Annotated in this window: 21 protein-coding genes; 16 read left to right on the top strand and 5 right to left on the bottom strand. The window is 53.4% G+C overall.

The features are described 5' to 3' along the window. Positions 1-24 precede the first annotated feature (24 nt). From dnaB to KP806_RS14970, 9 genes are all read left to right on the top strand, one after another. A complete protein-coding gene (gene dnaB, locus KP806_RS15010) occupies positions 25-1,383 on the top strand; it encodes a replicative DNA helicase (protein WP_224724512.1) in 1,359 nt (452 codons plus the stop codon). A 186-nt stretch (positions 1,384-1,569) separates the two neighbouring features. Continuing rightward, positions 1,570-2,856, top strand: a complete 1,287-nt coding sequence (locus KP806_RS15005; protein ID WP_224724511.1) for an adenylosuccinate synthase — start codon at positions 1,570-1,572, stop codon at positions 2,854-2,856. 201 nt (positions 2,857-3,057) lie between these two features. After that, positions 3,058-3,810 carry a hypothetical protein gene (locus tag KP806_RS15000; protein WP_224724510.1) on the top strand — a complete coding sequence of 251 codons (753 nt, stop codon included), beginning with the start codon at positions 3,058-3,060 and terminating at the stop codon, positions 3,808-3,810. A 141-nt stretch (positions 3,811-3,951) separates the two neighbouring features. Further along, positions 3,952-5,523, top strand: a complete 1,572-nt coding sequence (locus tag KP806_RS14995; protein WP_224724509.1) for a M23 family metallopeptidase — start codon at positions 3,952-3,954, stop codon at positions 5,521-5,523. A 219-nt stretch (positions 5,524-5,742) separates the two neighbouring features. Beyond that, positions 5,743-6,525, top strand: coding sequence for a winged helix-turn-helix domain-containing protein (locus KP806_RS14990; RefSeq protein ID WP_224724508.1), 783 nt, complete (start codon positions 5,743-5,745; stop codon positions 6,523-6,525). After that, a complete protein-coding gene (walK, locus tag KP806_RS14985; protein ID WP_224724507.1) occupies positions 6,522-8,366 on the top strand; it encodes a cell wall metabolism sensor histidine kinase WalK in 1,845 nt (614 codons plus the stop codon). The genes KP806_RS14990 and walK overlap by 4 nt, the downstream gene beginning before the upstream one ends. Beyond that, entirely contained in the window at positions 8,363-9,727 is a 1,365-nt protein-coding gene (locus tag KP806_RS14980) for a YycH family regulatory protein (RefSeq protein WP_224724506.1), read from the top strand. The genes walK and KP806_RS14980 overlap by 4 nt, the downstream gene beginning before the upstream one ends. A 47-nt stretch (positions 9,728-9,774) precedes the next feature. Further along, positions 9,775-10,521, top strand: a complete 747-nt coding sequence (gene yycI / locus KP806_RS14975; RefSeq protein ID WP_224724505.1) for a two-component system regulatory protein YycI — start codon at positions 9,775-9,777, stop codon at positions 10,519-10,521. A gap of 32 nt (positions 10,522-10,553) precedes the next feature. Then, positions 10,554-11,360 (top strand): MBL fold metallo-hydrolase, encoded by an 807-nt coding sequence (locus tag KP806_RS14970; RefSeq protein WP_224724504.1) that lies wholly within the window; start codon positions 10,554-10,556, stop codon positions 11,358-11,360. Here KP806_RS14970 and KP806_RS14965 read toward each other — a convergent pair. Beyond that, on the bottom strand, positions 11,329-11,550 hold the full coding sequence (locus KP806_RS14965) for a hypothetical protein (protein ID WP_224724503.1): 222 nt from the start codon (positions 11,548-11,550) through the stop codon (positions 11,329-11,331). The genes KP806_RS14970 and KP806_RS14965 overlap by 32 nt on opposite strands. 170 nt (positions 11,551-11,720) lie before the next feature. Between KP806_RS14965 and KP806_RS14960 the strand changes: the two genes are divergently transcribed. The 3 genes from KP806_RS14960 (at position 11,721) to rlmH (ending at position 14,451) form a co-directional block, all read left to right on the top strand. Further along, entirely contained in the window at positions 11,721-13,103 is a 1,383-nt protein-coding gene (locus KP806_RS14960) for a S1C family serine protease (RefSeq protein WP_224724502.1), read from the top strand. 669 nt (positions 13,104-13,772) lie between these two features. Next, positions 13,773-13,940, top strand: coding sequence for a CxxH/CxxC protein (locus KP806_RS14955; protein ID WP_224724501.1), 168 nt, complete (start codon positions 13,773-13,775; stop codon positions 13,938-13,940). Positions 13,941-13,971: 31 nt separating this feature from the next. Next, complete coding sequence (rlmH, locus tag KP806_RS14950; RefSeq protein ID WP_224724500.1) at positions 13,972-14,451, top strand: 23S rRNA (pseudouridine(1915)-N(3))-methyltransferase RlmH; 480 nt, start codon at positions 13,972-13,974, stop codon at positions 14,449-14,451. Positions 14,452-14,483: 32 nt separating this feature from the next. Here rlmH and KP806_RS14945 read toward each other — a convergent pair whose 3' ends face one another. The 4 genes from KP806_RS14945 to KP806_RS14930 are packed head-to-tail and all read right to left on the bottom strand — an operon-like array spanning position 14,484 to position 18,583. Continuing rightward, on the bottom strand, positions 14,484-15,527 hold the full coding sequence (locus KP806_RS14945) for an acyltransferase family protein (RefSeq protein ID WP_224724499.1): 1,044 nt from the start codon (positions 15,525-15,527) through the stop codon (positions 14,484-14,486). Continuing rightward, entirely contained in the window at positions 15,520-16,368 is an 849-nt protein-coding gene (locus tag KP806_RS14940) for a D-alanyl-D-alanine carboxypeptidase family protein (protein ID WP_224724498.1), read from the bottom strand. Before KP806_RS14940 ends, KP806_RS14945 begins: the two co-directional genes overlap by 8 nt. Next, the gene (alr, locus tag KP806_RS14935; protein ID WP_224724497.1) at positions 16,320-17,492 is read right to left on the bottom strand and encodes an alanine racemase; all 1,173 of its coding nucleotides are present in this window, start codon (positions 17,490-17,492) and stop codon (positions 16,320-16,322) included. Before alr ends, KP806_RS14940 begins: the two co-directional genes overlap by 49 nt. A 14-nt stretch (positions 17,493-17,506) precedes the next feature. Further along, on the bottom strand, positions 17,507-18,583 hold the full coding sequence (locus KP806_RS14930; protein WP_224724496.1) for a D-alanine--D-alanine ligase family protein: 1,077 nt from the start codon (positions 18,581-18,583) through the stop codon (positions 17,507-17,509). Between the two features lie 191 nt (positions 18,584-18,774). Here KP806_RS14930 and KP806_RS14925 point away from each other — a divergent pair, with 191 nt between their 5' ends. The 4 genes from KP806_RS14925 (at position 18,775) to KP806_RS14910 (ending at position 21,637) form a co-directional block, all read left to right on the top strand. Next, the gene (locus KP806_RS14925; RefSeq protein WP_224724495.1) at positions 18,775-19,476 is read left to right on the top strand and encodes a response regulator transcription factor; all 702 of its coding nucleotides are present in this window, start codon (positions 18,775-18,777) and stop codon (positions 19,474-19,476) included. Beyond that, a complete protein-coding gene (locus tag KP806_RS14920; RefSeq protein WP_224724494.1) occupies positions 19,466-20,557 on the top strand; it encodes a sensor histidine kinase in 1,092 nt (363 codons plus the stop codon). The genes KP806_RS14925 and KP806_RS14920 overlap by 11 nt, the downstream gene beginning before the upstream one ends. Before the next feature lie 145 nt (positions 20,558-20,702). Beyond that, on the top strand, positions 20,703-21,035 hold the full coding sequence (locus KP806_RS14915; protein WP_224724493.1) for a YciI family protein: 333 nt from the start codon (positions 20,703-20,705) through the stop codon (positions 21,033-21,035). Then, positions 21,035-21,637 carry a class I SAM-dependent methyltransferase gene (locus KP806_RS14910; protein WP_224724492.1) on the top strand — a complete coding sequence of 201 codons (603 nt, stop codon included), beginning with the start codon at positions 21,035-21,037 and terminating at the stop codon, positions 21,635-21,637. The genes KP806_RS14915 and KP806_RS14910 overlap by 1 nt, the downstream gene beginning before the upstream one ends. Positions 21,638-21,647: the final 10 nt, after the last annotated feature.

Genomic DNA, 21,647 nt, shown 5'->3' with positions numbered 1-21,647 from the left:
GAAGATTGGGGAAGAGGAGTGACCATGAGTACAGAGCTGATGTTTGACCGGGTCCCGCCGCAAAACCTGGAAGCCGAGCAGGCCGTCCTCGGGGCGGTGCTGCTGCAGGCCGAGGCGCTCATCGCGGCGATGGAGCGGATACGTAGCGATGACTTCTACAGCGGTCCTCACAGAAATATATTTGAAGCGATGGTGGAGCTTGCGGAGGACAACCAGCCGGTTGACCTCGTTACTCTGACCGCGCATCTGCAGGACCGGCAGCTGCTGGAGGAAATTGGCGGGGTCAGCTATTTGGCTAAGCTCGCCAATGCCGTTCCGACAGCGGCGAATATTGATTATTACGCGCAGATTGTCGAAGAGAAGTCGATGCTGCGGCGTTTGATCCGGACGGCGACAAATATCGTGTCCGACGGCTATGCCAATTCCGAGGACGTCGGCGTCCTTCTTGGCGATGCGGAGAAAAAAATTCTTGAAATTTCGAACCGCCGGTCAGGCGGGGGGTTCATCTCCATCAGGGATGTCCTGATGGAGGTATTCGAGAAGGTCGAGCAGTTGTATGCCGACCGGGGCGGAACGACGGGCATTCCGTCGGGCTTTACCGATCTGGACCGGATGACGGCCGGCTTTCAGCGAAGCGACCTGATTATTGTGGCGGCGCGTCCGTCCGTAGGGAAAACGGCCTTCGCCCTCAATATCGCCCAGAACGTCGGCGTCCGTGCCCGCGAGACCGTGGCCATCTTCTCGCTGGAGATGTCGGCCGCGCAGCTTGTTCAGCGTATGGTGTGCGCCGAGGGCAACGTCGATGCGCAGCGCATGCGGACCGGCCATCTTGAGGGCGATGACTGGGAGAAGCTGACGATGGCGATCGGCGCCTTGTCGGAGTCGGAGGTCTATATCGACGACACGCCCGGTATTACGGTAGCCGAGATTCGTTCCAAATGCCGCCGCCTGAAGAAAGAGCGCGGGCTCGGCATGATTCTGATCGACTACCTTCAGCTGATTTCCGGCCGCGGCAAAGCGGGCGAAAACCGGCAGCAGGAGGTTTCCGAGATTTCGCGTACGCTGAAGCATATCGCACGTGAGCTCGAGGTTCCGGTTATCGCGCTGTCGCAGCTGAGCCGGGGCGTCGAGCAGCGGCAGGACAAACGCCCGATGATGTCCGACCTCAGGGAATCGGGATCGATCGAGCAGGATGCCGATATCGTAGCGTTCCTGTACAGGGACGATTACTACGACAAAGAGTCGGAGAAGAAGAACATTATTGAGATTATTATCGCCAAGCAGCGTAACGGCCCGGTCGGGACGGTCGAGCTGGCGTTTTTGAAGCAATTCAATAAATTCGTAAGTTTGGATCGGACTCATGAGGAACCGTCAGCATCTTGAATTCCGAACAATTGCATGGCAGTATATGCAATTGTTCGTTTTTCGTTTGACTTCTTGTGTGGAGACTGCTACAATGTTAGTGCTGTCTTTTTGGACATTGCCGATTTCCATGCTATCGAGCAGGGATGAGGCAAGGCGGGAGACGGTAAATTTCGGTGTTCATAAACACCGGACGGGGGTATGATTATGTCTACGGTTGTTGTTGTTGGTACACAGTGGGGAGACGAAGGCAAAGGCAAAATCACCGATTACTTGGCAGAAGGAGCCGACGTCGTCGCTCGTTACCAAGGAGGAAACAATGCCGGGCACACCATCCTCATCGATAATAAAAAGTACAAGCTGACGATGATTCCATCCGGTATTTTTAACCACAATAAAACTTGCGTCATCGGCAACGGAATGGTTATTAATCCTGCAGCGCTGATCGACGAAATTAACTATATTCATGAAAATGGATTTTCTACGGAGAACCTGAAAATCAGCGACCGTGCGCATGTCATTATGCCGTATCATCTCGTCCTGGACGGCCTTGAAGAAGACCGCAAGGGCGATAACAAAATCGGCACGACGCGCAAAGGGATCGGCCCTTGCTACATGGACAAGGCTGCCCGCAACGGAATCCGGATCGCGGATTTGATGGACGCCGAGGAGTTTGATGCAAGAGTGCGCGCCATCGCCGCGGAGAAAAACCAGCTGATCGAGCAGGTTTACGGCAGCGAGCCGCTTGACGTGGACAAAATCATCAGCGATTACCTGGGGTATGCCGAGGTGCTTCGCCAGTACGTAACCGATACTTCGGTCGTACTGAACGATGCGATCGACGAAGGCAAAAAAGTGCTGTTCGAAGGCGCTCAAGGCGTCATGCTGGACATCGACCAAGGAACGTATCCGTACGTAACGTCCTCGAACCCTTCGGCGGGCGGCGTATGTATCGGGTCGGGCGTAGGCCCGTCCAAAATCCAGCAGGTTATCGGCGTTGCGAAAGCTTACACGACGCGTGTCGGCGACGGCCCGTTCCCGACCGAGCAGGATAACGAGATCGGCCAGCTGATTCGCGACAAGGGCCATGAATACGGCACCGTTACAGGCCGTCCTCGCCGCGTTGGCTGGTTCGACACGGTTGTCGTACGCCACGCCCGCCGCGTAAGCGGAATTACGGGCTTGTCCCTTAACTCGCTTGACGTATTGACAGGCCTCGAAACGGTGAAGATTTGCACGGCTTACAAGCTGCGCGGCGAAATCATCGACACGTATCCGGCAAGCCTGAAGCTGGTATCCGAGTGCGAAGCGGTATACGAGGAGCTGCCGGGCTGGTCGGAGGATATTTCGGGAGCGAAGACGCTTGAGGATCTTCCGGAGAACACCCGCAACTACGTGAAACGCGTGTCCGAGCTGACAGGCATTCCGATTGCGATCTTCTCGGTAGGCCGCAACCGCGAGCAGACGAACCCGGTTCGTCCGATTTACGAATAGAAGAATGAAGGTTAAAGGATGGCCTCGGGCCATCCTTTTTTTGTGTTTTTGAAAGACAAAATGTAAGACAACAATTCCAATAATGTCATGAGTATTGGGAATGCCGCGCTAGTTTGTTGACCATAATGGTAGATAACAAGACTAGAAGCGTCGATGCGGCTCCCTGTCAGGGCGGCTGCTGATAGAAAGGAAGGGTAAGGCATGCTGAAAAAAATCGGGTGGCTCGGCAAGCTCGTCGCGGCGGGGCTTATATTAAGCTTTCTTTCGATATGGACGACCGGGTTTATTGTAACTAGTTACGTCGACACGCTGCTGAAGCAGTTCAATTTGCCGCTTGAGGCCCCGCCGATGGCAATGACCGGCGTCTGGGGGAAGCTGTGGGGAGCGGATCCGCTGCTGAAGACGGATATAGCAGACAAAGGAAAAGAGACGGAAGATAAGGCTGCGGGCGACGATCAAGGCAATCCGCCGGAAGCGGTGGATGCATTCGGGGAGATCGGGGATCCGCCGATTACGGATATCGGGATTGGCGGAGGTACGCAGGCGGACGGCGGGACGGCTCCGGAAGCCGGCGGGACGGAAAGCGGAGAAACGGAATCTGTAGAGTCCGGGACGGAGACGGATCAGCCAGGGACGGCGGATAACGGAACGGAGCCGGATAACGGCGCGACGGTGGATGGCACAGAGGAAGGAGAGGCCGGCATCGACGGCAGCGAAACGGCGATGACGACCGAGGAGCTGACCGAAGTGAAGAATCAAATGAGCGACGAGGATAAGGAGCAATTGTTCGCCCTTTTGATGACTAAGCTGCCTCAGGATTCCTGGCAAACGATCTCTCAATATGTAGAAAATGGCCTGACAGAGCAGGAGTTGACGTCCATCCAGCAAATTATGGCACAGCATCTCGACAAGGAAGAATACGAACAAATGATGGCCATTCTGAAAAAATATTAATTGTAAGAAGCTGGCGTTAAGGTTGCCCCATTTGTTAGGGGTATGTTAAAGTAAGGCGAGTGATCCTGACTGGAACATTCGTCTTTTTTTTATGTCGGATGTTTGAAAAATAAGTTGCAAAAGCGCGAAAAGGAGATTATCATGACCGACTTCAGGGAAAAAGGTCGGCTCCGGAAGATATGGAATCAATCGATTCAATATTTTCGCAGAGACCGGTCGCAAAACTTGAATGGCAAGAAGATGGAACCGTCCGTAAGCGATAAGGCAATGCCGTTTTGGCGCAAAAAGCAGATTCAGCTCGCCGGAGGGGCTCTCGTATTACTAGCGGTTGCCGGATTTGGCGGCATCGAATACGTGCAAGCGAATACCGTACAATTTTATAATGTATATATGAACGGCACTGCGGTAGGAAGCGTCAGCGACCCGAATGATGTCGAGCAGCTCGTGCTGCTAGAGACGGAAGAGGCTCAGAAGGCGAATCCGGATATTAACATGATTCTTGATACCGGCAAGCTTACATATGAAGCGGACAGCGGCTTCAAGGCCGAGCCTGATACGGAAGCGACACTGGACAAGCTTGAGGGGATGTTTACCTCCCATGCGGTCGGCGTTGAAGTGAAGGTAGGCGACAAAGTAATCGGTATCGTGAAGGACGAGCAGACGGCGAACGACGTTTTGCTGCGGGTGCAGAGCAAATTCGCGCCGGAGCTGGCGGCGTCCAGCAAGAAGAAGAACGAGGTTCAGGCGCTTTCTTTTAATGCAAGCGCTGCAGCGGCTGAGCAGGACAAGCCGGAGGACACGTCCAAGGAGCCGGGGCTGACGGTAACGGAGGTCAACTTCGTAGAGACGGTCAAGACCGAAACGATCGACGCCGAACCGGCGGACATCATGAAGGCCGAAGATATTTACAAAATGCTTACTCAAGGCAGCATGAAGCCGACGAAATATACGGTTCAGGAAGGCGACTGCATAGGCTGTATCGCCGAGAAGTTCGATATTTCGCCCCAGGTGATTTACGAGAATAACAAATGGATTAAAGACGATAAAATTACGATCGGCGATGTTCTGGATTTGACGGTGCGTCAGCCGGAGCTTACGGTGAAAACGGTTGAGAATCTCGTAGAGATCGAAACGGTCGAGCCGCCGGTCGAAGTAAAGAAAAACGCGAATATGCGCGTCGGCGAATCGAAGACGATTTCCGAAGGCACGGAAGGCACCACCCGCATGACGTACCGCATCGTCAAGAAGAACGGATATGTGGTAACGGAGGAGCTGCTTAAGCAGGAAGTGATCAAGAAGCCGACTCCGAAGATCGTAGAACGGGGTACGAAGGTTGTACTTGGCGAAGGCTCGGGCAGATTCGCTATGCCGGTAGCGAATGCTAGACTGACCAGCAAGTTCGGACCGCGTTGGGGCCGGAATCATAACGGCGTAGATTTTGTAGGCAACCGTAGCATTCTTGCGGCGGACACGGGGGTTGTCGAGTTTGTCGGAACGAAGACGGGCCTCGGCAACGCGATTATTATTAATCACAAGAATGGATACAAAACCGTATACGGCCACTTGAGCTCTTTTGGAGTCAGCAAGGGCGATATCGTAGAAAAAGGCGACAAAATCGGCATTATGGGCAGCACAGGCAATTCCACCGGCGTACATTTGCATTTCGAAGTGCATAAGAACGGCGTGCTCCAAAATCCGTTAAAGTACTTATAAATTTATAACCATATAAAGTGAACAAGAAACATTTTCGCTGACCGCGGAGGTGTTTCTTTTTTTTATGCACGATAAGACAAAGCCATGGAAAAACATTGCTAACATGAGGGAAGTTTCATTGTGAACTACCCCTTTAGATATGTTAAAATAGAAAGTACATGCTTAAAATCGTTCCATACTTTTATTGTAAAAAATGGACAAGCGACAGGCGGTGTAGCGATGCACGGAAAAATATTAGTGGTCGACGACGAGCAGCCGATAGCCGATATACTTAAGTTTAATTTGGAGAAGGAAGGGCATCAGGTCATATGCGCCTTTGACGGCGGCGAAGCGGTCCGGCTTGCTTTTGAGGAGAAGCCAGATCTGATTTTGCTTGACTTGATGCTGCCGGTGAAGGACGGCATGGATGTGTGCCGCGAAGTGAGAGCGAGCTTGCAGATGCCGATCATTATGCTGACGGCCAAGGACACCGAGATCGACAAGGTGCTTGGCCTGGAGCTCGGAGCGGATGATTACGTGACGAAGCCGTTCAGCACGCGCGAGCTTCTGGCGCGCGTGAAAGCCCATTTGCGCCGGCAGCAGAAGCCGGATGCTGCAGTAGCTTCGCTGAGCGGCAGCCCGGCGGGCGCTCAGGCGGGCGCCGGATCGGCGGATGAAGCTGCAGAGCAGGAGCCGCAAGGGCTTCGGCTTTTCAATTTGTTCATCGACACGGACATGTATGTCGTCTATAAGGACGGCGAGCCTCTGGACCTGACCCACCGGGAGTACGAGCTGGTTTATTATATGGCCCGCAACAGCGGGAAGGTAATGACCAGGGAGCATTTGCTGCAAGCGGTATGGGGGTTTGAATATTTCGGAGACGTGCGGACGGTCGACGTGACGATCCGCCGGCTGCGAGAGAAAATCGAGGACGATCCAAGCCGACCTGAATACATTATGACGCGCCGCGGCCTCGGGTATATGATGCGTAATTCGAAGACGGGGAGCTTTGGTCCGGGATGAAGGGAAAAAGCTTTTTCCGAACGATTCAGGTAAAGCTTGTCATTATCTATTTGCTGTTGATTCTCGTGGCGATGCAGCTGATCGGGGTATATTTCATCAGCACGGTCAAGAACTCGCTGATTGACAGCTTCACGGTCAACCTGAAGGGGCAGGCCGACCTCCTCTCTCAGATGGCGGCACAGAGTCTCATAAAGCCGGATCAAGAGGGGGACCCGGCCGAAAGTACGACGGAGGATTTGAGCCTGGTTGTCCGCAATTTGTTCAGCATAAGCGGAGCGGAGGTGCAGGTGCTCGACTCTACGGGCCGGGTTATCGCTACTTCGCTTCAGGGCCACCAGTCGTACATCGGCAACAAGAAGAATAAGTCGCTGGCGGTCAGCAGGGCGCTTCAGAATATACCGGACAACGAAGAGGAAATTATCGACGAGGATAATGTCCGCAAGAAGGTAATCGCCCAGCCCGTCACGGACAAAAGCAACAAAGTAATCGGGGCGGTCTATGTCGTGGCGTCGATGAGCGAGCTTTACAATACCGTGAACCGGGTGAATCAGATCTTTTTCTCCGGGACGCTGATTGCGCTTGGCTTGACCGGCGTGCTCGGCATTTTGCTGGCGCATACGATTACGAGCCCGATTCAAGGGCTGACGCGGCAGGCAGAGGCGGTAGCGGAAGGGAAGTTTGACCTTCAGGTGCCCGTACTCGGCGAGGATGAGATCGGCAGGCTGAGCATGGCGTTTAACGACATGACCAAGCGGCTGAAGGAAGCGTTGTCGGTAAATGAAGAAGAGAACGAGAAGCTGGCGTCGATTTTGTCGAATATGAGCGACGGCGTCGTCGCTGCGGACGAGAACGGCAAAATTATCGTCTGGAACCGGCGTGCGCTGGAGCTGCTGGACGTCAGAACCTGCGAGGGCTGCGAGCTGTCCGAGTTGTTCGAGCTGTCGGAGCAGCAGCTGGAGGAGCTGCGGAAGGGGCGCGGTCAGACGCTGCACATTCGTCGTGGCGAAGAAGAGCACGGCGACAGCGGCACTGGCTATATGCGGGCGACCTTCACGCCGATTCACCGCCGGGACAAAGGCATAACCGGCACGATCGCAGTGCTGCAGGACGTCACGGAGCAGGAGAAGCTGGAGCAGTCGCGGCGCCAGTTCGTGGCGAACGTGTCCCATGAGCTGCGCACGCCGCTTACGACGATCAAGAGCTATGCCGAAGCGCTCGATGACGGCGCACTTGAGGAACGGGATCTGTCCGAGCGGTTCGTGGGCGTCATCCGCAACGAGACCGAGCGGATGATCCGGCTCGTGACGGATTTGCTGCATCTCTCGCGGCTCGATTCGAACCAGGCGCCGCTCAGGCGGCGGCAGACGAACGTTCATGAGATGCTGGACGAAGTGGCCGACCGCTTCTCGTTCCAGCTGAGGCAGAAGTCGATCAAGGCGACCGTCCGCGTGGACCGCGGGCTGGAGTCCGCGTGGCTGGACCGGGACCAGATCGATCAGGTATTGGACAATTTGTTCTCCAACGCGATCAAGTATACGCTTGACGGCGGTACGATCGAGCTGACGGCAAAGAAACCGGTTGATTCCGAGCTGATGGCGATCAGCGTCAAGGATACGGGCATCGGCATTCCGAAGAAGGATTTGAACCGGATATTCGACCGGTTCTACCGGGTAGACAAGGCCCGCTCGAGGAATATGGGCGGGACGGGGCTTGGCCTGTCGATTGCCCGGGAAATCGTGAAGGCTCACGGCGGGACGATATCGCTGAGCTCCGAGCTTAATGAGGGCACGACGGTAACGTTTACTCTCCCGCTGCTGCAGGAAGGGGGAGTGTCGGCATGATGGAGAAGGCAAAGACGACCGCACTCATCATCCTGGTCGCGTTAAGCCTGCTGCAAAGCTATCTGCTGGCCTACAGCATGCCCGGGTTCGGCGCGATGGTCAGAAGCGAACAGGATTATGTAAATGTCGAGCCGATGGGACCGCCAACTAGTGTGGAGAGCGTTATTTTTCCGGAGGAACTGATTGTTCATCTGGGAAATAACAAGCACACGGTCATCTATCCGGGGACGCAGTTTTACGAAATGATTCTGAATCAGCGCATTCAAGGGCGCGAGTTCAAAGGATTTCAGCGCAGCTCGGCCGACGTTCTGAATTGGGAGGACGTGCGCAAGGAAGACATCGGCATCGAGCTGCGGTTCGAGAACGGCATTCCGGTGGAGCTGCTGCAGAAGCTTCTGAAGCTGGAAGGCGACCTTTTATTTTTGAACGAAACGATCGACCGCATCTGGATTTTCAAGACGACGGGCACGGAAGAGGTGCGCACGTTCTTCTTCAGCGCCGACGGCCAGATGGTGTATGAATCGGTGCGGGCGGATCTGACGGTGCGCGACGTGCAGGATTATGTCGGCTTCGGGCAATTCCAGACGGAATACGAGATGACGCCGGACGGCCTCTATTTGCCGCGAACTCCGGTACAGACGACCGACATGGTGTTTCCTTACGAGGCGTATTCGCCTGATTTGATGGTGCGAATGTTTTTTGACCCGAGCACGACGAGGTCGCTTGAGGACCGGAGCGGGTCGCAGATTTTCACCGACGGCAAGCGGGGACTGCAGGTCGAGCAGAACGGCATGTGGATTACGTATACGAATCCCGCCGCGCCGCAAAGCGTGGAGAACCTGCTAAGCGATAACGTCTATGCTTCTGTTGATTTTATTAACGATCACGGCGGCTGGGACGGCGTTCACCGGTTTGTCAGTCCGGCGCCTGAGGGCGCAGATACGGATCTGAGGTTCAAGCAATATGTGGATCAGTATCCGGTTATCGATACGCCGCCGTTCCATTACGGATTTATGAGGCTGAGGGTTCAGCAGAGTTTAGTGACCGAGTACGCCAGATCCACGATTACACTCGGACCAAAGGCGGAATCGCGCGGTGTCCGTTATTTGCCCGGAGGCGAGGAGCTTGAGCAGTCGCTGCTGAAATATGATAGGCGCGGCGAGGTAACGGCGCTGTTCCCGGCTCTGCAGGCATCGCCGCTCGATGACAAGCGGCTGAAGTTCAGCCCGGTATGGGCGGTGCGCCTGCTGGACGGAACGGAGGAGGTGCTGATGGACGCCTATCCGAGCGGCTATGAGCCGCCGGAGCAGGACGACCGAAGCGCATCCGGCGCGATGAACGGAGCGGAATCAACGGGATAACCTCAGCCGGACAGGCTGACGATAACTCTAACGGGAGGTGACAGCGGTTGGATTGGGGACGGGCGAAAAGTGTGCTGATCATGTCGTTTTTGCTGCTTAATATTTTGCTCGGGTATCAGCTGTGGATGGATATCCGGGAGCAGCTGAACGTGAACGTGAATACGGCAGAGCTGCCGCAGGATAAGGTGCAGCTCATGCAGCAGAAGCGGATTTCGCTGGAAGCCAAACTGCCGCTTGAGGCTCCTAAGCTCGGGGACTTACAGTATTTATTGCATTCGGAGAGCCGCAGCAATAAGGATCCGGTGCAGCTGGATACGCCGGTAGACAGCAAGATTATTTTTACGAATTCGGAGCTGGTGAAGGCTCTGGGCAAGGATATACCCGACATTGACCAGTACGTTTACGATTCCTTGAGCAGCAGCGTAGATGTGTTCGTGCTGCACCGGATGGTCGAGGGTCATCCGATGTTCGACGCCAAGCTGAAGCTGTATATCAGCAATCAGAAGATCACGGCTTTTCAGCAGGATCGCGTAGAGCTGCTGGGAACCGGCGAAGCGAAGCAGGTGCTGCCCGCATCCAAGGTGGTGGCGAGCCTGATCGAATCGTATTTACCGGACGGGGCGGTTATTACCGATATACAGCTGGGCTATCACGGGCAAATTTTCGACTCGGAGAAGCAGGTGTCGGCGCCGTCATGGCGCGTGCTTTTGGAAAGCGGGCCTCCTTACTACGTGCATGCGATCAGCGGGGAAGTTGCAACGGATGAAATGAATGAGGATGAGGCGAACGGTTAACGGGAGCGGGAGAAGGGACAGGATTCAAAGCTATGGGACTGCGGTTTACGGTGTTGGGGAGCGGCTCGACGGGGAATGCGACGATCGTACAGGGGAACGAGAAGACGGTCATCGTCGATGCCGGAATGAGCGCGAAGAAGCTGGACGAGCTTATGCGTGAGCGGGGGATATCCGGTCATCAGCTGGATGCGCTGTTCGTCACGCATGAGCACTCCGATCATATTAAAGGGCTGGGCGCATTTGCCCGGAAGTACGAGCTTCCGATTTATGCGAATGAGTCGACTTGGGGCGCAATGGAGCGTCATGTGGGCACGATCGCCCCGGAGAAGCGGGTGTATATGGAGACGGGCGAAGAGATTTCGTTCGGATCGATGGTCGTACAGTCTTATCCGATCTCGCATGACGCGGCCGAGCCTGTAGGCTACTGCTTTTGCGAGGATGGCGAGAAGCTGAGTCTCGCGACCGATCTTGGTTATGTAAGCGAGAAGGTGAAGCGGCAAATTATAGACTCGGACGTACTGGTGCTGGAATCCAACCACGATACGGAAATGCTGCGCATGGGCAGGTACCCGTGGAATACGAAGCGCAGAATTTTGAGCGATGTCGGCCATTTGTCGAATGTCGCGGCGGGTGAAGCACTGCTTGAGCTCATGACGGACCGCACGAAGCGCGTCTATCTGGCTCATCTCAGCCTGGATCATAATGTCATGGATTTAGCGATGCTGACCGTGAATAACATATTAGAGGATAACGGAATTTTCTTTAAAAAAGACGAGCATCCGCTTCGCGCAACCTATCACGACAGGCCTACGCCATGGGATGAAGTGAAGCGGAAATAAGCGTTTCCAGCTGCGCATCGAGCGCGTCGGCTTTGGCGCTTAGCTCTTCTCTCGACAGGATGCCTTTTTCTATCAGCAACTCTAGCATGGCGCTTAAAGTGAGAACGGTCCGGTAATGATCATCCTTCAAATCGGCAAGCTTGGCGGCGAGCTGTACATGCTCCCAGGCGGCCGGCGTTTTGGCTTTCATAATCGACATCTCTCCTTTGGTGGTACGAACAAGCGGCTCTTGGGTATTTATTTAAAAACAGGGCTGCCGTGTCGTCCGAATCTATTATTATTTTAGTCATTTCATCCGAAAACATTCCTAGATTGAAAAAAATAGTCTTGATGTCGCGGGCATCGAGAGGAGCGATGGTTATGGGCCTATTCGACGATGATTTTTACTCGACAAAGGTTTCACGGCGTGCAGCGAGAGAAAGTCGAAGAGAAGATTTTACATTTCCATATAGAAGCAAGGGGCTCAAGTGGACGACCGTCCGCATCGCGATTGTATCCTCGTTCACGAGTGCGATTGCCGCTACGCTTCTGTTCAGTGCGTTTATTGGCGGCGGCAGCGGCGCAGCAGGGTGGAACGGTTCGGCGCCGGCTTCTGGGGTCATTCAGACCGTGGATCCGCTCGAGCGTCCGATTCAGGCTTCCGCAAAGGTCAGACCGGCGGTGGTCAGCATTATTAACGAGCAGCTGTTTTCTTTCGGGATCGGGGAAGATGGGGAAGTTCAGGATGAGGATGCCGCGGAAGGGGAAGGCACGCTGCAAGAGGCGGGCGTCGGCTCAGGCGTCATCATCGACAAGCGGGACGGAAAGGCGATCATCGTGACGAACTATCACGTCATCGCTAACGCGTCCGAGGTGAAAGCCGTGCTGATGAACGGGGAGCGCCGCGAGGCTCGTGTAGTCGGCAAGGATCAGATTACCGACTTGGCAGTGCTGGAGATCGATGACAAGGGAATTGACGTCGTAGCGGAAATTGGCGATTCGTCGACTTTGCGCGCAGCGGAATATGTCATTGCGATCGGCAATCCGCTCGGTCTCGGCGATTCCGTATCGTCGGGCATTATCAGCAAGACGCGGCAAATCGTGCCGGTATCCTTGAATCAGGACGGCGTGTATGACTGGGAGCAGGAGGTCATACAGATTAATGCATCGATCAACCAAGGCAACAGCGGCGGACCGCTGATCGATCTGAATGGGCGCGTGGTAGGCATCAACAGCATGAAGATTGCAGATATTGGCGTAGAGGGCATCGGCTTTGCGATCCCGATCAATCATGCAATGCCGGTAGTGGAAAGCCTGCTGAAGCTTGGTCATGTGCCTAGGCCATATCTAGGCGTATATACAATGGATTTGGAGCAGTATTGGGAGCAGCAGTCGCTGCAGGACTCGATGAACGGCGGTCAGGGAGAGGGCGGCCCAGGCTCCGGTTCGGGCGGTGCTGTGCCGGAGTCGGGTACGGCCGGCGGAGAGGATGAGCTGCCGGAGGATATCGAGCTGCATTTGCCGGACGAGATTTATGACGGCGTGATCGTGCTCGAGGCGGTTGGCCCTGCGAAGGAAGCGGGCTTGCAGTTTAATGACGTTATCGTCAAGCTGGACGGTGAGTCAATTGAAAGCACGATCGAGCTTCGCAAGTATTTGTACGACAGCAAGAAGATCGGGGACAAGATCGAGGTCAGCTTTTACCGCGGCGGGAAGCTGAAGACCGCTTCGTTTAAGCTGGAGGATAAAGGTGTTGAAGAGTAGTTAGGGGTTATTGGATTGAGGAGCCGGTGTAATTGGCCGGCTGCCGCAGGGACCGAGCGGGAGAGTGATCTCTCGTTCGGATAGCTCTGCGGCTTTTTTTGTTTGGTCTCAGGCTGATGGTCGATGGGCGGGCGGAGTTTGGGCGGATGAGCGGTGTTTTATATATGGGTTTGCGGGAGGTATGGGTGGTACCGGGTATTGCGGGGTATGGTGGGTGAAATGAAAAAGGGTCCATTCTCCCATCGGCTCAGGAAGGTGCGGGGAGGAGGATCGGGTGATGGCGGGATGAAGGTGGATGGGGAAGCGGGACGTGATGGGTATTTTGAAAAAGGGTTCATTCTCCCGTCGGCTCAGGAAGGTGTGGGGGAGGAGGATGGTTGATGGCGGGATGAGGGTGGATGGGGAAGCGGGACGTGATGTGTGTTTTGAAAAAGGGTTCACTCTCCCATCGGCTCAGGAAGGTCTGGGGGGAGGATCGGGTGATTCGGAATGAAGGTGGATGGGGAAGCGAAACGTGATGTGTGTTTTAAAAAAGGGTTCATTCTCCCTTCGGCTCAGGAGGGCGCAGCCGGTGTATTTTGCCGACTTCACATGGGGTGGCGTTTTCTGATATGCTGGGTGTAACGTTTTTTGGACGAACATTAATTCAGAATAGGAAGCGTGCAGACGATGTATTGTGTATGTAAAGCGGATATTGAGAAGGCATTGGATCGGTTTGTGGATGAGTATGAGGATGCGCCGGACGTGGTGGATTTGAAGGAAACGCAGTTTGCGGATTGGGAACCGCCGCGGAAATGCGATTTTTGCGACGAGGCTGCGGAGTTTTTGGTCGTGTAGGCCGGAGAACGGATAGAAGGATGGACGGGACATGCATATTCAGATAGCGGCGGTTGGGAAGCTGAAGGAAAAGTATTTGGTGATGGGCATAGCGGAGTATGCCAAAAGGCTCGGGCCTTACGTGAAGCTGACGCTCACGGAGGTGCCCGACGAGAAAGCTCCGGAGACGATGAGTCCGGCGGAGGAAGCACAGGTGCGCGAGCGAGAGGGCGAACGGCTTCTGGCGCAGCTGAAGCCGGACGCGCATGTCGTCGCGCTCGCGCTCGAAGGCGAGCTCTGGTCCAGCGAAGATCTCGCGGACCAGCTCGATAAGTTAGCCACGTATGGGCGGAGCCACGTGGCTTTTGTTATTGGCGGGAGCACGGGACTTGCTCCCGCCGTGTTGAAGCGCGCCCAGCAGAAGCTGAGCTTTGGGCGCATGACGCTGCCGCACCAGCTGATGCGGCTGGTGCTGGTGGAGCAGATTTATCGGGCGGTGAAGATAAATCGGGGGGAACCATACCACAAATAAGCCGTTTGGCACTAACCTTTGACCTATCCCAGTCAAGCACGATGAAAGAGAGCATACCGCTCGGAATTCCGGCTAATCGCCAATAGCCATACCGTAATGGAGGCCATACCGATCGACGCCAGGCAAACGGCGGCAAAATGGAGCAGGCTGTTCGCGATAAATAGCCGTTCCAGCTTCGTCGCCTCTGCCGCGCCGCGAACGAGCACAATTGCGAGCGGGTGCAAAATATAGACCCATACTCGCCACTCCCGGAACGATTTGCTTGACCGGACCTTCCACTGCAACGACCAACATAGCAAAAAATAAGTGGCGGGCAGCGCGAAAATATACATACTGTCATGCCTTGGAATTCCGTACGAGTGCAGGAGTGATCCTTCAACGAACATCATGCCGAGCGACACGGCAAACAAAGCCGCATTGACGGATGGCGTTCTCTCCGAAGGCCGCCGTTTGGCTGCCCAAGCCCCGATTGCCAAATAAATAGGAGCATAGAACAACCCGTTACGCGTGTAATCAAATACATGGAATAATCCCTCGTATACGTTGACGATTCCTACGCCATTCTGAATGGTTCCATAGTAGCTATCTCCTAAGAGTCCCGCGATGTACAACAGACCCGCCGATGCCAGCATGGCTTTCATAGACATTTTTCGATACATAACGAAAGTAATAACCAGGCCCAGCATTAGCGCAGGCAAATACCATAGATGATAAAAAGTACCGTCAAACACGATGTCCTTGATCAAGGAATACGCCGTGAAGGAATCGGAAAAATAACCCGTGTACATATTCAGCGGTACATATAGCAAAATTGCAGCCGCATATAATTTCAAAGTTTTCAGCAGGTAGCCGCGCAAAGCGTTCCGATCTGTTAATGGGTCCCCGGTTAGCTTACGGAAAAATAAAAATCCGGCCGTCATAAAAAACACCGGAACGGCAATACAGGTAAACAGATTGCTTACGAAAAAATCGGCAGCGGCGCTGCAGGATAGAAGCGGGCCGGTATGATTGGCAACAACCATGAAGGCCGCACCAAACTTGATCCAATCCAGTCCGCCGTAAGTCGGTTTAGACATGAATGTGTCTTCCTTGATCCAGAAATGCAGTAACAATGAACCCGTCGCGGTTATTTCCCGATAAGAGGAATCGGTCGCATTTTACGAGAGGAATGGTTGTAAAAGCCCCTTCATCCGCCGCCACATAATAAATCTCAACGAATGAACGTTCATCCTCGAATGCAAGATGTCCATCCTCGTACGGGTAGTTTTTGAGCTGATCGATATATTCCTCCAGGCACCAATCGTTTCGCTCCATGATTTCGGCGTGAGGATAGCCGATATAACGGAAATGCCATGGCTCGCAAGAAATTTCAGTTATGGATTCCTTTCCTTCCTTATAGCGTTGAATGAACCCATACCGGGCGGCAAGCTTCTTAAAGCTCTTATAAACGCCGCTGTCGGGGAATGCCGGTGCAATAAAATCCACGTCCTTGTTCAGCTTGCCGACGTCGATGGCCAGCCCCGTCTGATGCTCGCTACGATCGGGCAATGCGACATAGCGTGCGGTGTATTCGGCGCCATTATCGGCTAGTGAGGATTCATAAATCTCCTCCTGCTCGAATTTCGTCCGATAGCCGCTGACGGCGACAATATCGTTTATCCCGTGACAAGCCTCGAGCAAATCCGCCAAATGCCGTAAACAGGTCTGTTCCAGCAGCATGCCGTCCCTCAAGGTATGGATAGCCGGAAACGAGCTAAGCGGCATTAAGCTGTCTGAAGCAACGGTCTGTTGAATGGGATGATCGCGATTAATCAAAACCAGATGTCCTTTGTGGATCCCGGAATGAGCTGCTTGAATCGTGTTAAAAGTTAGATGACGGCCTGATTGATTTCGTTTGGCCAGGTTTGATTGTTCCATTTTGTACGTGCCTCCTCGATATCGGTATAGGTTCTTGCCACTCTGGCTCCAAGCGAAGTGGAAACTTCTTGTGCTACGCTTCCGATATAGGCGGCAAGCTCCGCAAACGTAATCCGCTGCTCGCCCTGAAAGCCGATCAAGGTGACCGGAGTGCCCTCCACACATGGTCCCGGAAGCTTGATCATCAGCTGATCCATGCAGATATTGCCGACAATAGGGGCGCGCTGACCTTCGATCAGCACATCCGTGCCTTGCATCCGTTGCGACCAGCCGTCTGCATAGCCAATCGGCACCGTTCCGATCCATTCGTCCTCCTCGGCCCGGTAGGAATTGTTGTAGCCGAGATATTCCCCTTTAGCCAGCTTCTTTACCTGAATGAGACGGCTATGGAGACTTAATGCCGGCTCCAGCTTTACCGGACAAGCAAGCTTCTCCGGATAGAAGCCGTACATCGCCGCTCCGATCCGGACCATATCCATCGCCAGATGAGGAAACCTGAGCGCCACGGCGCTTCCCGCGCAATGATAATGCCGGATCGCCAGGCCGGACGAGCGTCCCCATTCCTTCATTCGGGCGAAGCGCGCGGCTTGCTGCTCCAGATAGCCGGTATCGGCTTGCCCTGCCGTTGCAAAATGGGTGTAGAAGCCGTCTACCTCCACATCCCTGGCGCACAGCCATGGAACGAGCTCTTCCCATTCCTTTTTCGTCCGGATGCCGATCCGCCCGAGTCCCGTATCCATTTTCACATGAACCCGAAGCTTTCCCTCCGAGGCGAAAGGCTTAAAGACACGCATCTCCGAAAACCATTTGGCTCTTGTAACGGTTAAAGTCAAGTCGAGCTCCAGCGCCAATGGCGTCAGCTCCGGCCGAATGGGGGTCAATACGAGAATGGGCAGTTTCATTCCAGCTTCGCGCAATCGCAGTGCTTCCTCAAGGTAGGCGACCGCCAAATAATCCGCCCCCGCCCGCACTGCTGCCGCGGCCGACTCGATGTCGCCATGCCCGTAGCCGTTCGCCTTCACGACGGCCATCAGCTTCACCGAATACGGCAGAGACCGGCGGATGTTCAGCATATTCTCGCGAATGCGGCTCAAACTAATTTCAGCCCAAGTGTCTCTTAACATGCCGTTCACCTCGTTCATCTTGTATATTGAAACGTTTGCTTATCTGTGTGACGGGCAATCGCGTGCCCGATTAATTTTTCGATCAGCTCGGAATAGGATGTTCCGTCGGTACGCTCCCACATGACAGGATACATGCTGAAATTCGTAAATCCGGGTAAAGCGTTGATTTCGTTCAGGAACAAATCGCCTTTTCCGTCAAGGAAGAAGTCGACGCGGGCAAGACCCTCGCAGCCATGGGCTTGATAGGCCAGAATTGCCAGCTCACGGATCCGCTGAGTCAAGCCGTCCGCCAGCTTGGCGGGAATGGACATTGTAAGCCGCTTGTCCATGTACTTGGATTCGTAATCGAAGAAAATGTGATCATGGATGAATTCGCCGGGCAATGAAGCCAGGGGCCGTTCATTACCGATGACGGCTACTTGAATTTCCCTGCCGTCCACTTCGCGCTCGATGACGAGCTTCTTATCGTAGGAGAACGCCTCGCGGATACCGGTGAGAAGCTCCCCCCGGTTTGTACATCTGCTGATACCGATACTGGAGCCGAGGGAGGCCGGCTTCACGTAGCACGGATATCCCATACAATTCTCAACATCGCGCAGAACCGCTGCTTCATCCGTTCTCCAATCCGCGAATCGGTACACCCGATATTCCGTCTGATGAATGCCGGCCTGGGCCAACACCTGCTTCGACATTGCCTTGTCCAAGGTAAGCGCGGACGACAGCACGCCGTTCCCGACGTACGGAACATTCAGCAGCTCCAGCAGGCCTTGCACCGTGCCGTCCTCCCCGTTAGAGCCGTGCAAGAGCGGCAAAACGACTTTTGGACCTGGCAAAGCCATTATGCCCGACAGTATTTCACCGATGGAACGGGCCGGGTCGTGAAATGCGGGCCGCGCAATTAACCGTTCGATCGTCAATCCTTCCTTCGAAAGTTGTCCGGGCGTGCACCACAAGCCGTCACGCGTAATGTATACGGGATAAACCTCGAAGCGGCTTTCGTCAATGGAATGAAGGACGGTAACGGCTGTTTTCAATGACACCTCGTGTTCGACGGATTTGCCGCCGTATAGAACGTATAGCTTTGTTTTCATATCGTAATCCCTCCAGGCAGAATTCTTGTCCGTTGCTCTATCTCCAAGATAACGTGCAGTGCCCGGGAAGTTCGTAAAACATCATAAAGGAAACCTTAAGTTTTTCTTATTTGTGATTGTGATCGGTTGGCTGCGGAGAGATTTCTGATAAACTAGAGCCATCTTACTAAAAAAAATGACGGAGAGATTCCATGACTACCATTCAAATCCTGATCGCTGACGACGATCTTGAAATCGCCCAGCTGATCAAAATCTATTTGGTCAACGAAGGATATCAGGTGCTCACAGCAAGCAATGGCCGCGAGGCAATGAATTTGATCGCCAAAGAATCCATCCAATTGATGATTCTCGACGTCATGATGCCGGAGATGGACGGTCTGGAGGTCGTGCGGGCGGTGCGCAAGGAGCTCGGAATTCCGATTCTGATGCTGAGCGCCAAAGCCGAAGATATGGATAAAATTATGGGGCTGACGACGGGGGCGGACGATTATATGGTCAAGCCGTTTAATGCCCTCGAGCTGATCGCCAGGGTGAAGTCGCTGCTTCGCAGGTCCATTTTTTTGAATGCGCAGACAAAGCCGGCACAGGATCAAGACGAAATTCAGATCCATTCTCTGAAAATAAACAAAAAATCACATACGGTTACGGTGGAGGGCCGGAACGTTAATTTGACTTCGACAGAGTTCGATATTTTATATTTGCTGGCAAGCCATCCCGGACAGGTGCTTAATGCAGAGGCCATATTCGAAGCGGTGTGGAAGGACAAGTTCCTGGAGTCCACCAATACCGTCATGGTTCATATCAGCAAGCTTCGCGATAAATTGGAGAGCGAGCTGGGCGGCGTCAAGCTGATCCAGACCGTATGGGGAGTAGGGTATAAAATTGATCCGTAAACCATGGAAGAGCCTTCGTTTCAAAATGCTGTATTTGTTCGTCTTAAGCGCGCTCGCGTCCGTCACGACGGCCGGCATCCTTGTCTTAATCGCGATCGCAGCGTACGAAACCGATTTTCCTTATCTCGCCCCGCTCTTGAAGCTGATGAAAGATGAGTTTGGCATTCCGGTCGTATTTACTTCAGCCTGCCTTTTATTTTTTGTTTTTTATTTGTTCGCTCTAAGCCGTTCGACCATTCGATACTTGATGGAAATCTCGCAGGGAATCGAACGGATTGCCGCCGGGAATTTCGATTACCTCTTTCAGATTCGCGGCGATGACGAACTCGGAGTATTGGCGGAAAATATCAATAAAATGACGGCACAGCTGAAGCTGTCTATCGAGGAGGAACGGCGCGCCGAGCGGACGAAGGCCGAGCTGGTCACGAACGTTTCCCATGATTTGCGCACGCCGCTGACATCCATCATCGGGTATTTAGGGCTGGTCGAAGAGGACCGTTACCGGGATGAAGTGGAATTGAGGCATTACGTTCGAATCGCTTACGAAAAATCAATGCACCTGAAAACGATGATTGACGATTTATTCGAATTCACGAGGACGAGCGGCGGAATGGGGCTTCGGCTGGCATCGATCAATCTCTTTGAGATGCTCGGGCAATTGACGGCTCAATTCCGTTTGCAATTCGAACAGGCGGAGATGGAGTGTCTCTTGTCTCTCCCCGATCATCCGATCTTCGTCTGCGCAGACGGGGACAAGCTTGTCCGGGTGTTCGAAAACTTGATCGTCAACGCGATTCAGTACGGAAAGGATGGCAGACAGGTCGAAATCGCGGTTTGGAGCGATTCCGGGCAAGCCGTCGTTGAGATCGCAAACTACGGCGAGCCTTTGCCGGCATCCATTATTCCGTTTTTATTCGAACGGTTTTATCGCGGCGAACATTCCCGTTCGCGGAATACGGGCGGCTCGGGCCTTGGCCTCGCGATTGCCAAGAATATCGTTGAGCTGCATAATGGAGTGATTTCCGCAGCGAGCGACCAAGTGAGAACCTCGTTTACGGTGAGGCTTCCGCTTGCGAAATAGCGGCGGAAACAGCTTAAGATCGTGAGCGGCGCTGGATGTCCAACTTTATTTCGTGCCGCTTGCATGACACAAGGAATTTCACGGATAATGATCATGGAGTGTCATGATTTGGATTATAAATTTAGGCTAATGGAGGTTTTTCGTAATGTCGGATAACACCGCAAGCGGCAATCCGGGAAAAATGCACTTCATGTTGTGGTCAACGCCGCCAAGAACAACGTTTCCTCAGGATATGACCGAAGAAGAACGGAACATTATGCATGAGCACATCGCCTATTGGACGGATAAGCAGAATCAGGGGATTGCACTGGTATTCGGACCTGTCCGTAAACCGGACGATCCTCATGGGCTCGCCGTCATTGAGGTCGAGAATGCAGATCAAGTCCCAAAGCTAATCGCAGAAGATCCCGCCGTTATCGCAGGATTAATGGCTACGGAATTTTATCCAATGATGGCCGTCTTGCCGGAGAGATCCTGATGGGAAATACGGATAAGTTTGAAATGATAGCCAATATATATGACACTCCTGAAAGAATCCATATTGCAAACGTATCGTCAGATGCCATTCGCAAATATTTAGTTGACACTAAAGGTAAGCATGCCATTGATTTTGGTTGCGGAACCGGGCTTGTCGGAATGAATTTGTTAAACGAGTTTCATTCTATGCTTTTTCTGGATACATCACCGAACATGATCGATCAAATAAAGCGAAAAATTTCCGATTCCCATATTCAGAATGCAGAAACATTATGCTTTGATTTTGAAAAGGAAGGTTTATCGGATTTACGTGCTGACTATATTTTCATGGCGCAGGTTCTGCTTCATATTCCGGATGTTGAATTCGTTTTATCCAGATTGTTCGATGTTCTAAATGTGGGAGGACATTTACTGATCGCAGATTTTAATAAAAATGAAACTATCGTTTCAGATCTCGTGCATAACGGGTTTAATCAAGCAGAGCTGACTGAAAGGATGACGAACATAGGGTATAGGGATATTCAATCCGAGACATTTTATACGGGAAGTAAAATATTTATGGGACAAGATGCGTCTATGTTTATTCTTGATTCCCGAAAGTAAATTAAATATT

This window comes from Paenibacillus vietnamensis (genome assembly GCF_020169515.1).
GTDB classification, from domain to species: domain Bacteria; phylum Bacillota; class Bacilli; order Paenibacillales; family Paenibacillaceae; genus Pristimantibacillus; species Pristimantibacillus vietnamensis.
This window is presented reverse-complemented; position numbering and strand designations above follow the sequence as displayed.

Excerpts from the sequence above, each read along its gene's own strand:
- KP806_RS14970 (WP_224724504.1), top strand. The coding sequence starts at position 10,554 with ATGGGACTGCGGTTTACGGTGTTGGGGAGCGGCTCGACGGGGAATGCG.
- alr (WP_224724497.1), bottom strand. The coding sequence starts at position 17,492 with ATGTTAAGAGACACTTGGGCTGAAATTAGTTTGAGCCGCATTCGCGAG.
- rlmH (WP_224724500.1), top strand. The coding sequence starts at position 13,972 with ATGCATATTCAGATAGCGGCGGTTGGGAAGCTGAAGGAAAAGTATTTG.
- KP806_RS14945 (WP_224724499.1), bottom strand. The coding sequence starts at position 15,527 with ATGTCTAAACCGACTTACGGCGGACTGGATTGGATCAAGTTTGGTGCG.
- KP806_RS14960 (WP_224724502.1), top strand. The coding sequence starts at position 11,721 with ATGGGCCTATTCGACGATGATTTTTACTCGACAAAGGTTTCACGGCGT.
- KP806_RS14955 (WP_224724501.1), top strand. The coding sequence starts at position 13,773 with ATGTATTGTGTATGTAAAGCGGATATTGAGAAGGCATTGGATCGGTTT.
- KP806_RS14965 (WP_224724503.1), bottom strand. The coding sequence starts at position 11,550 with ATGAAAGCCAAAACGCCGGCCGCCTGGGAGCATGTACAGCTCGCCGCC.
- KP806_RS14990 (WP_224724508.1), top strand. The coding sequence starts at position 5,743 with ATGCACGGAAAAATATTAGTGGTCGACGACGAGCAGCCGATAGCCGAT.
- walK (WP_224724507.1), top strand. The coding sequence starts at position 6,522 with ATGAAGGGAAAAAGCTTTTTCCGAACGATTCAGGTAAAGCTTGTCATT.
- KP806_RS14940 (WP_224724498.1), bottom strand. The coding sequence starts at position 16,368 with ATGGAACAATCAAACCTGGCCAAACGAAATCAATCAGGCCGTCATCTA.
- KP806_RS15000 (WP_224724510.1), top strand. The coding sequence starts at position 3,058 with ATGCTGAAAAAAATCGGGTGGCTCGGCAAGCTCGTCGCGGCGGGGCTT.
- KP806_RS14925 (WP_224724495.1), top strand. The coding sequence starts at position 18,775 with ATGACTACCATTCAAATCCTGATCGCTGACGACGATCTTGAAATCGCC.
- KP806_RS14995 (WP_224724509.1), top strand. The coding sequence starts at position 3,952 with ATGACCGACTTCAGGGAAAAAGGTCGGCTCCGGAAGATATGGAATCAA.
- KP806_RS14910 (WP_224724492.1), top strand. The coding sequence starts at position 21,035 with ATGGGAAATACGGATAAGTTTGAAATGATAGCCAATATATATGACACT.
- KP806_RS14980 (WP_224724506.1), top strand. The coding sequence starts at position 8,363 with ATGATGGAGAAGGCAAAGACGACCGCACTCATCATCCTGGTCGCGTTA.
- dnaB (WP_224724512.1), top strand. The coding sequence starts at position 25 with ATGAGTACAGAGCTGATGTTTGACCGGGTCCCGCCGCAAAACCTGGAA.
- KP806_RS14930 (WP_224724496.1), bottom strand. The coding sequence starts at position 18,583 with ATGAAAACAAAGCTATACGTTCTATACGGCGGCAAATCCGTCGAACAC.
- KP806_RS14915 (WP_224724493.1), top strand. The coding sequence starts at position 20,703 with ATGTCGGATAACACCGCAAGCGGCAATCCGGGAAAAATGCACTTCATG.
- KP806_RS15005 (WP_224724511.1), top strand. The coding sequence starts at position 1,570 with ATGTCTACGGTTGTTGTTGTTGGTACACAGTGGGGAGACGAAGGCAAA.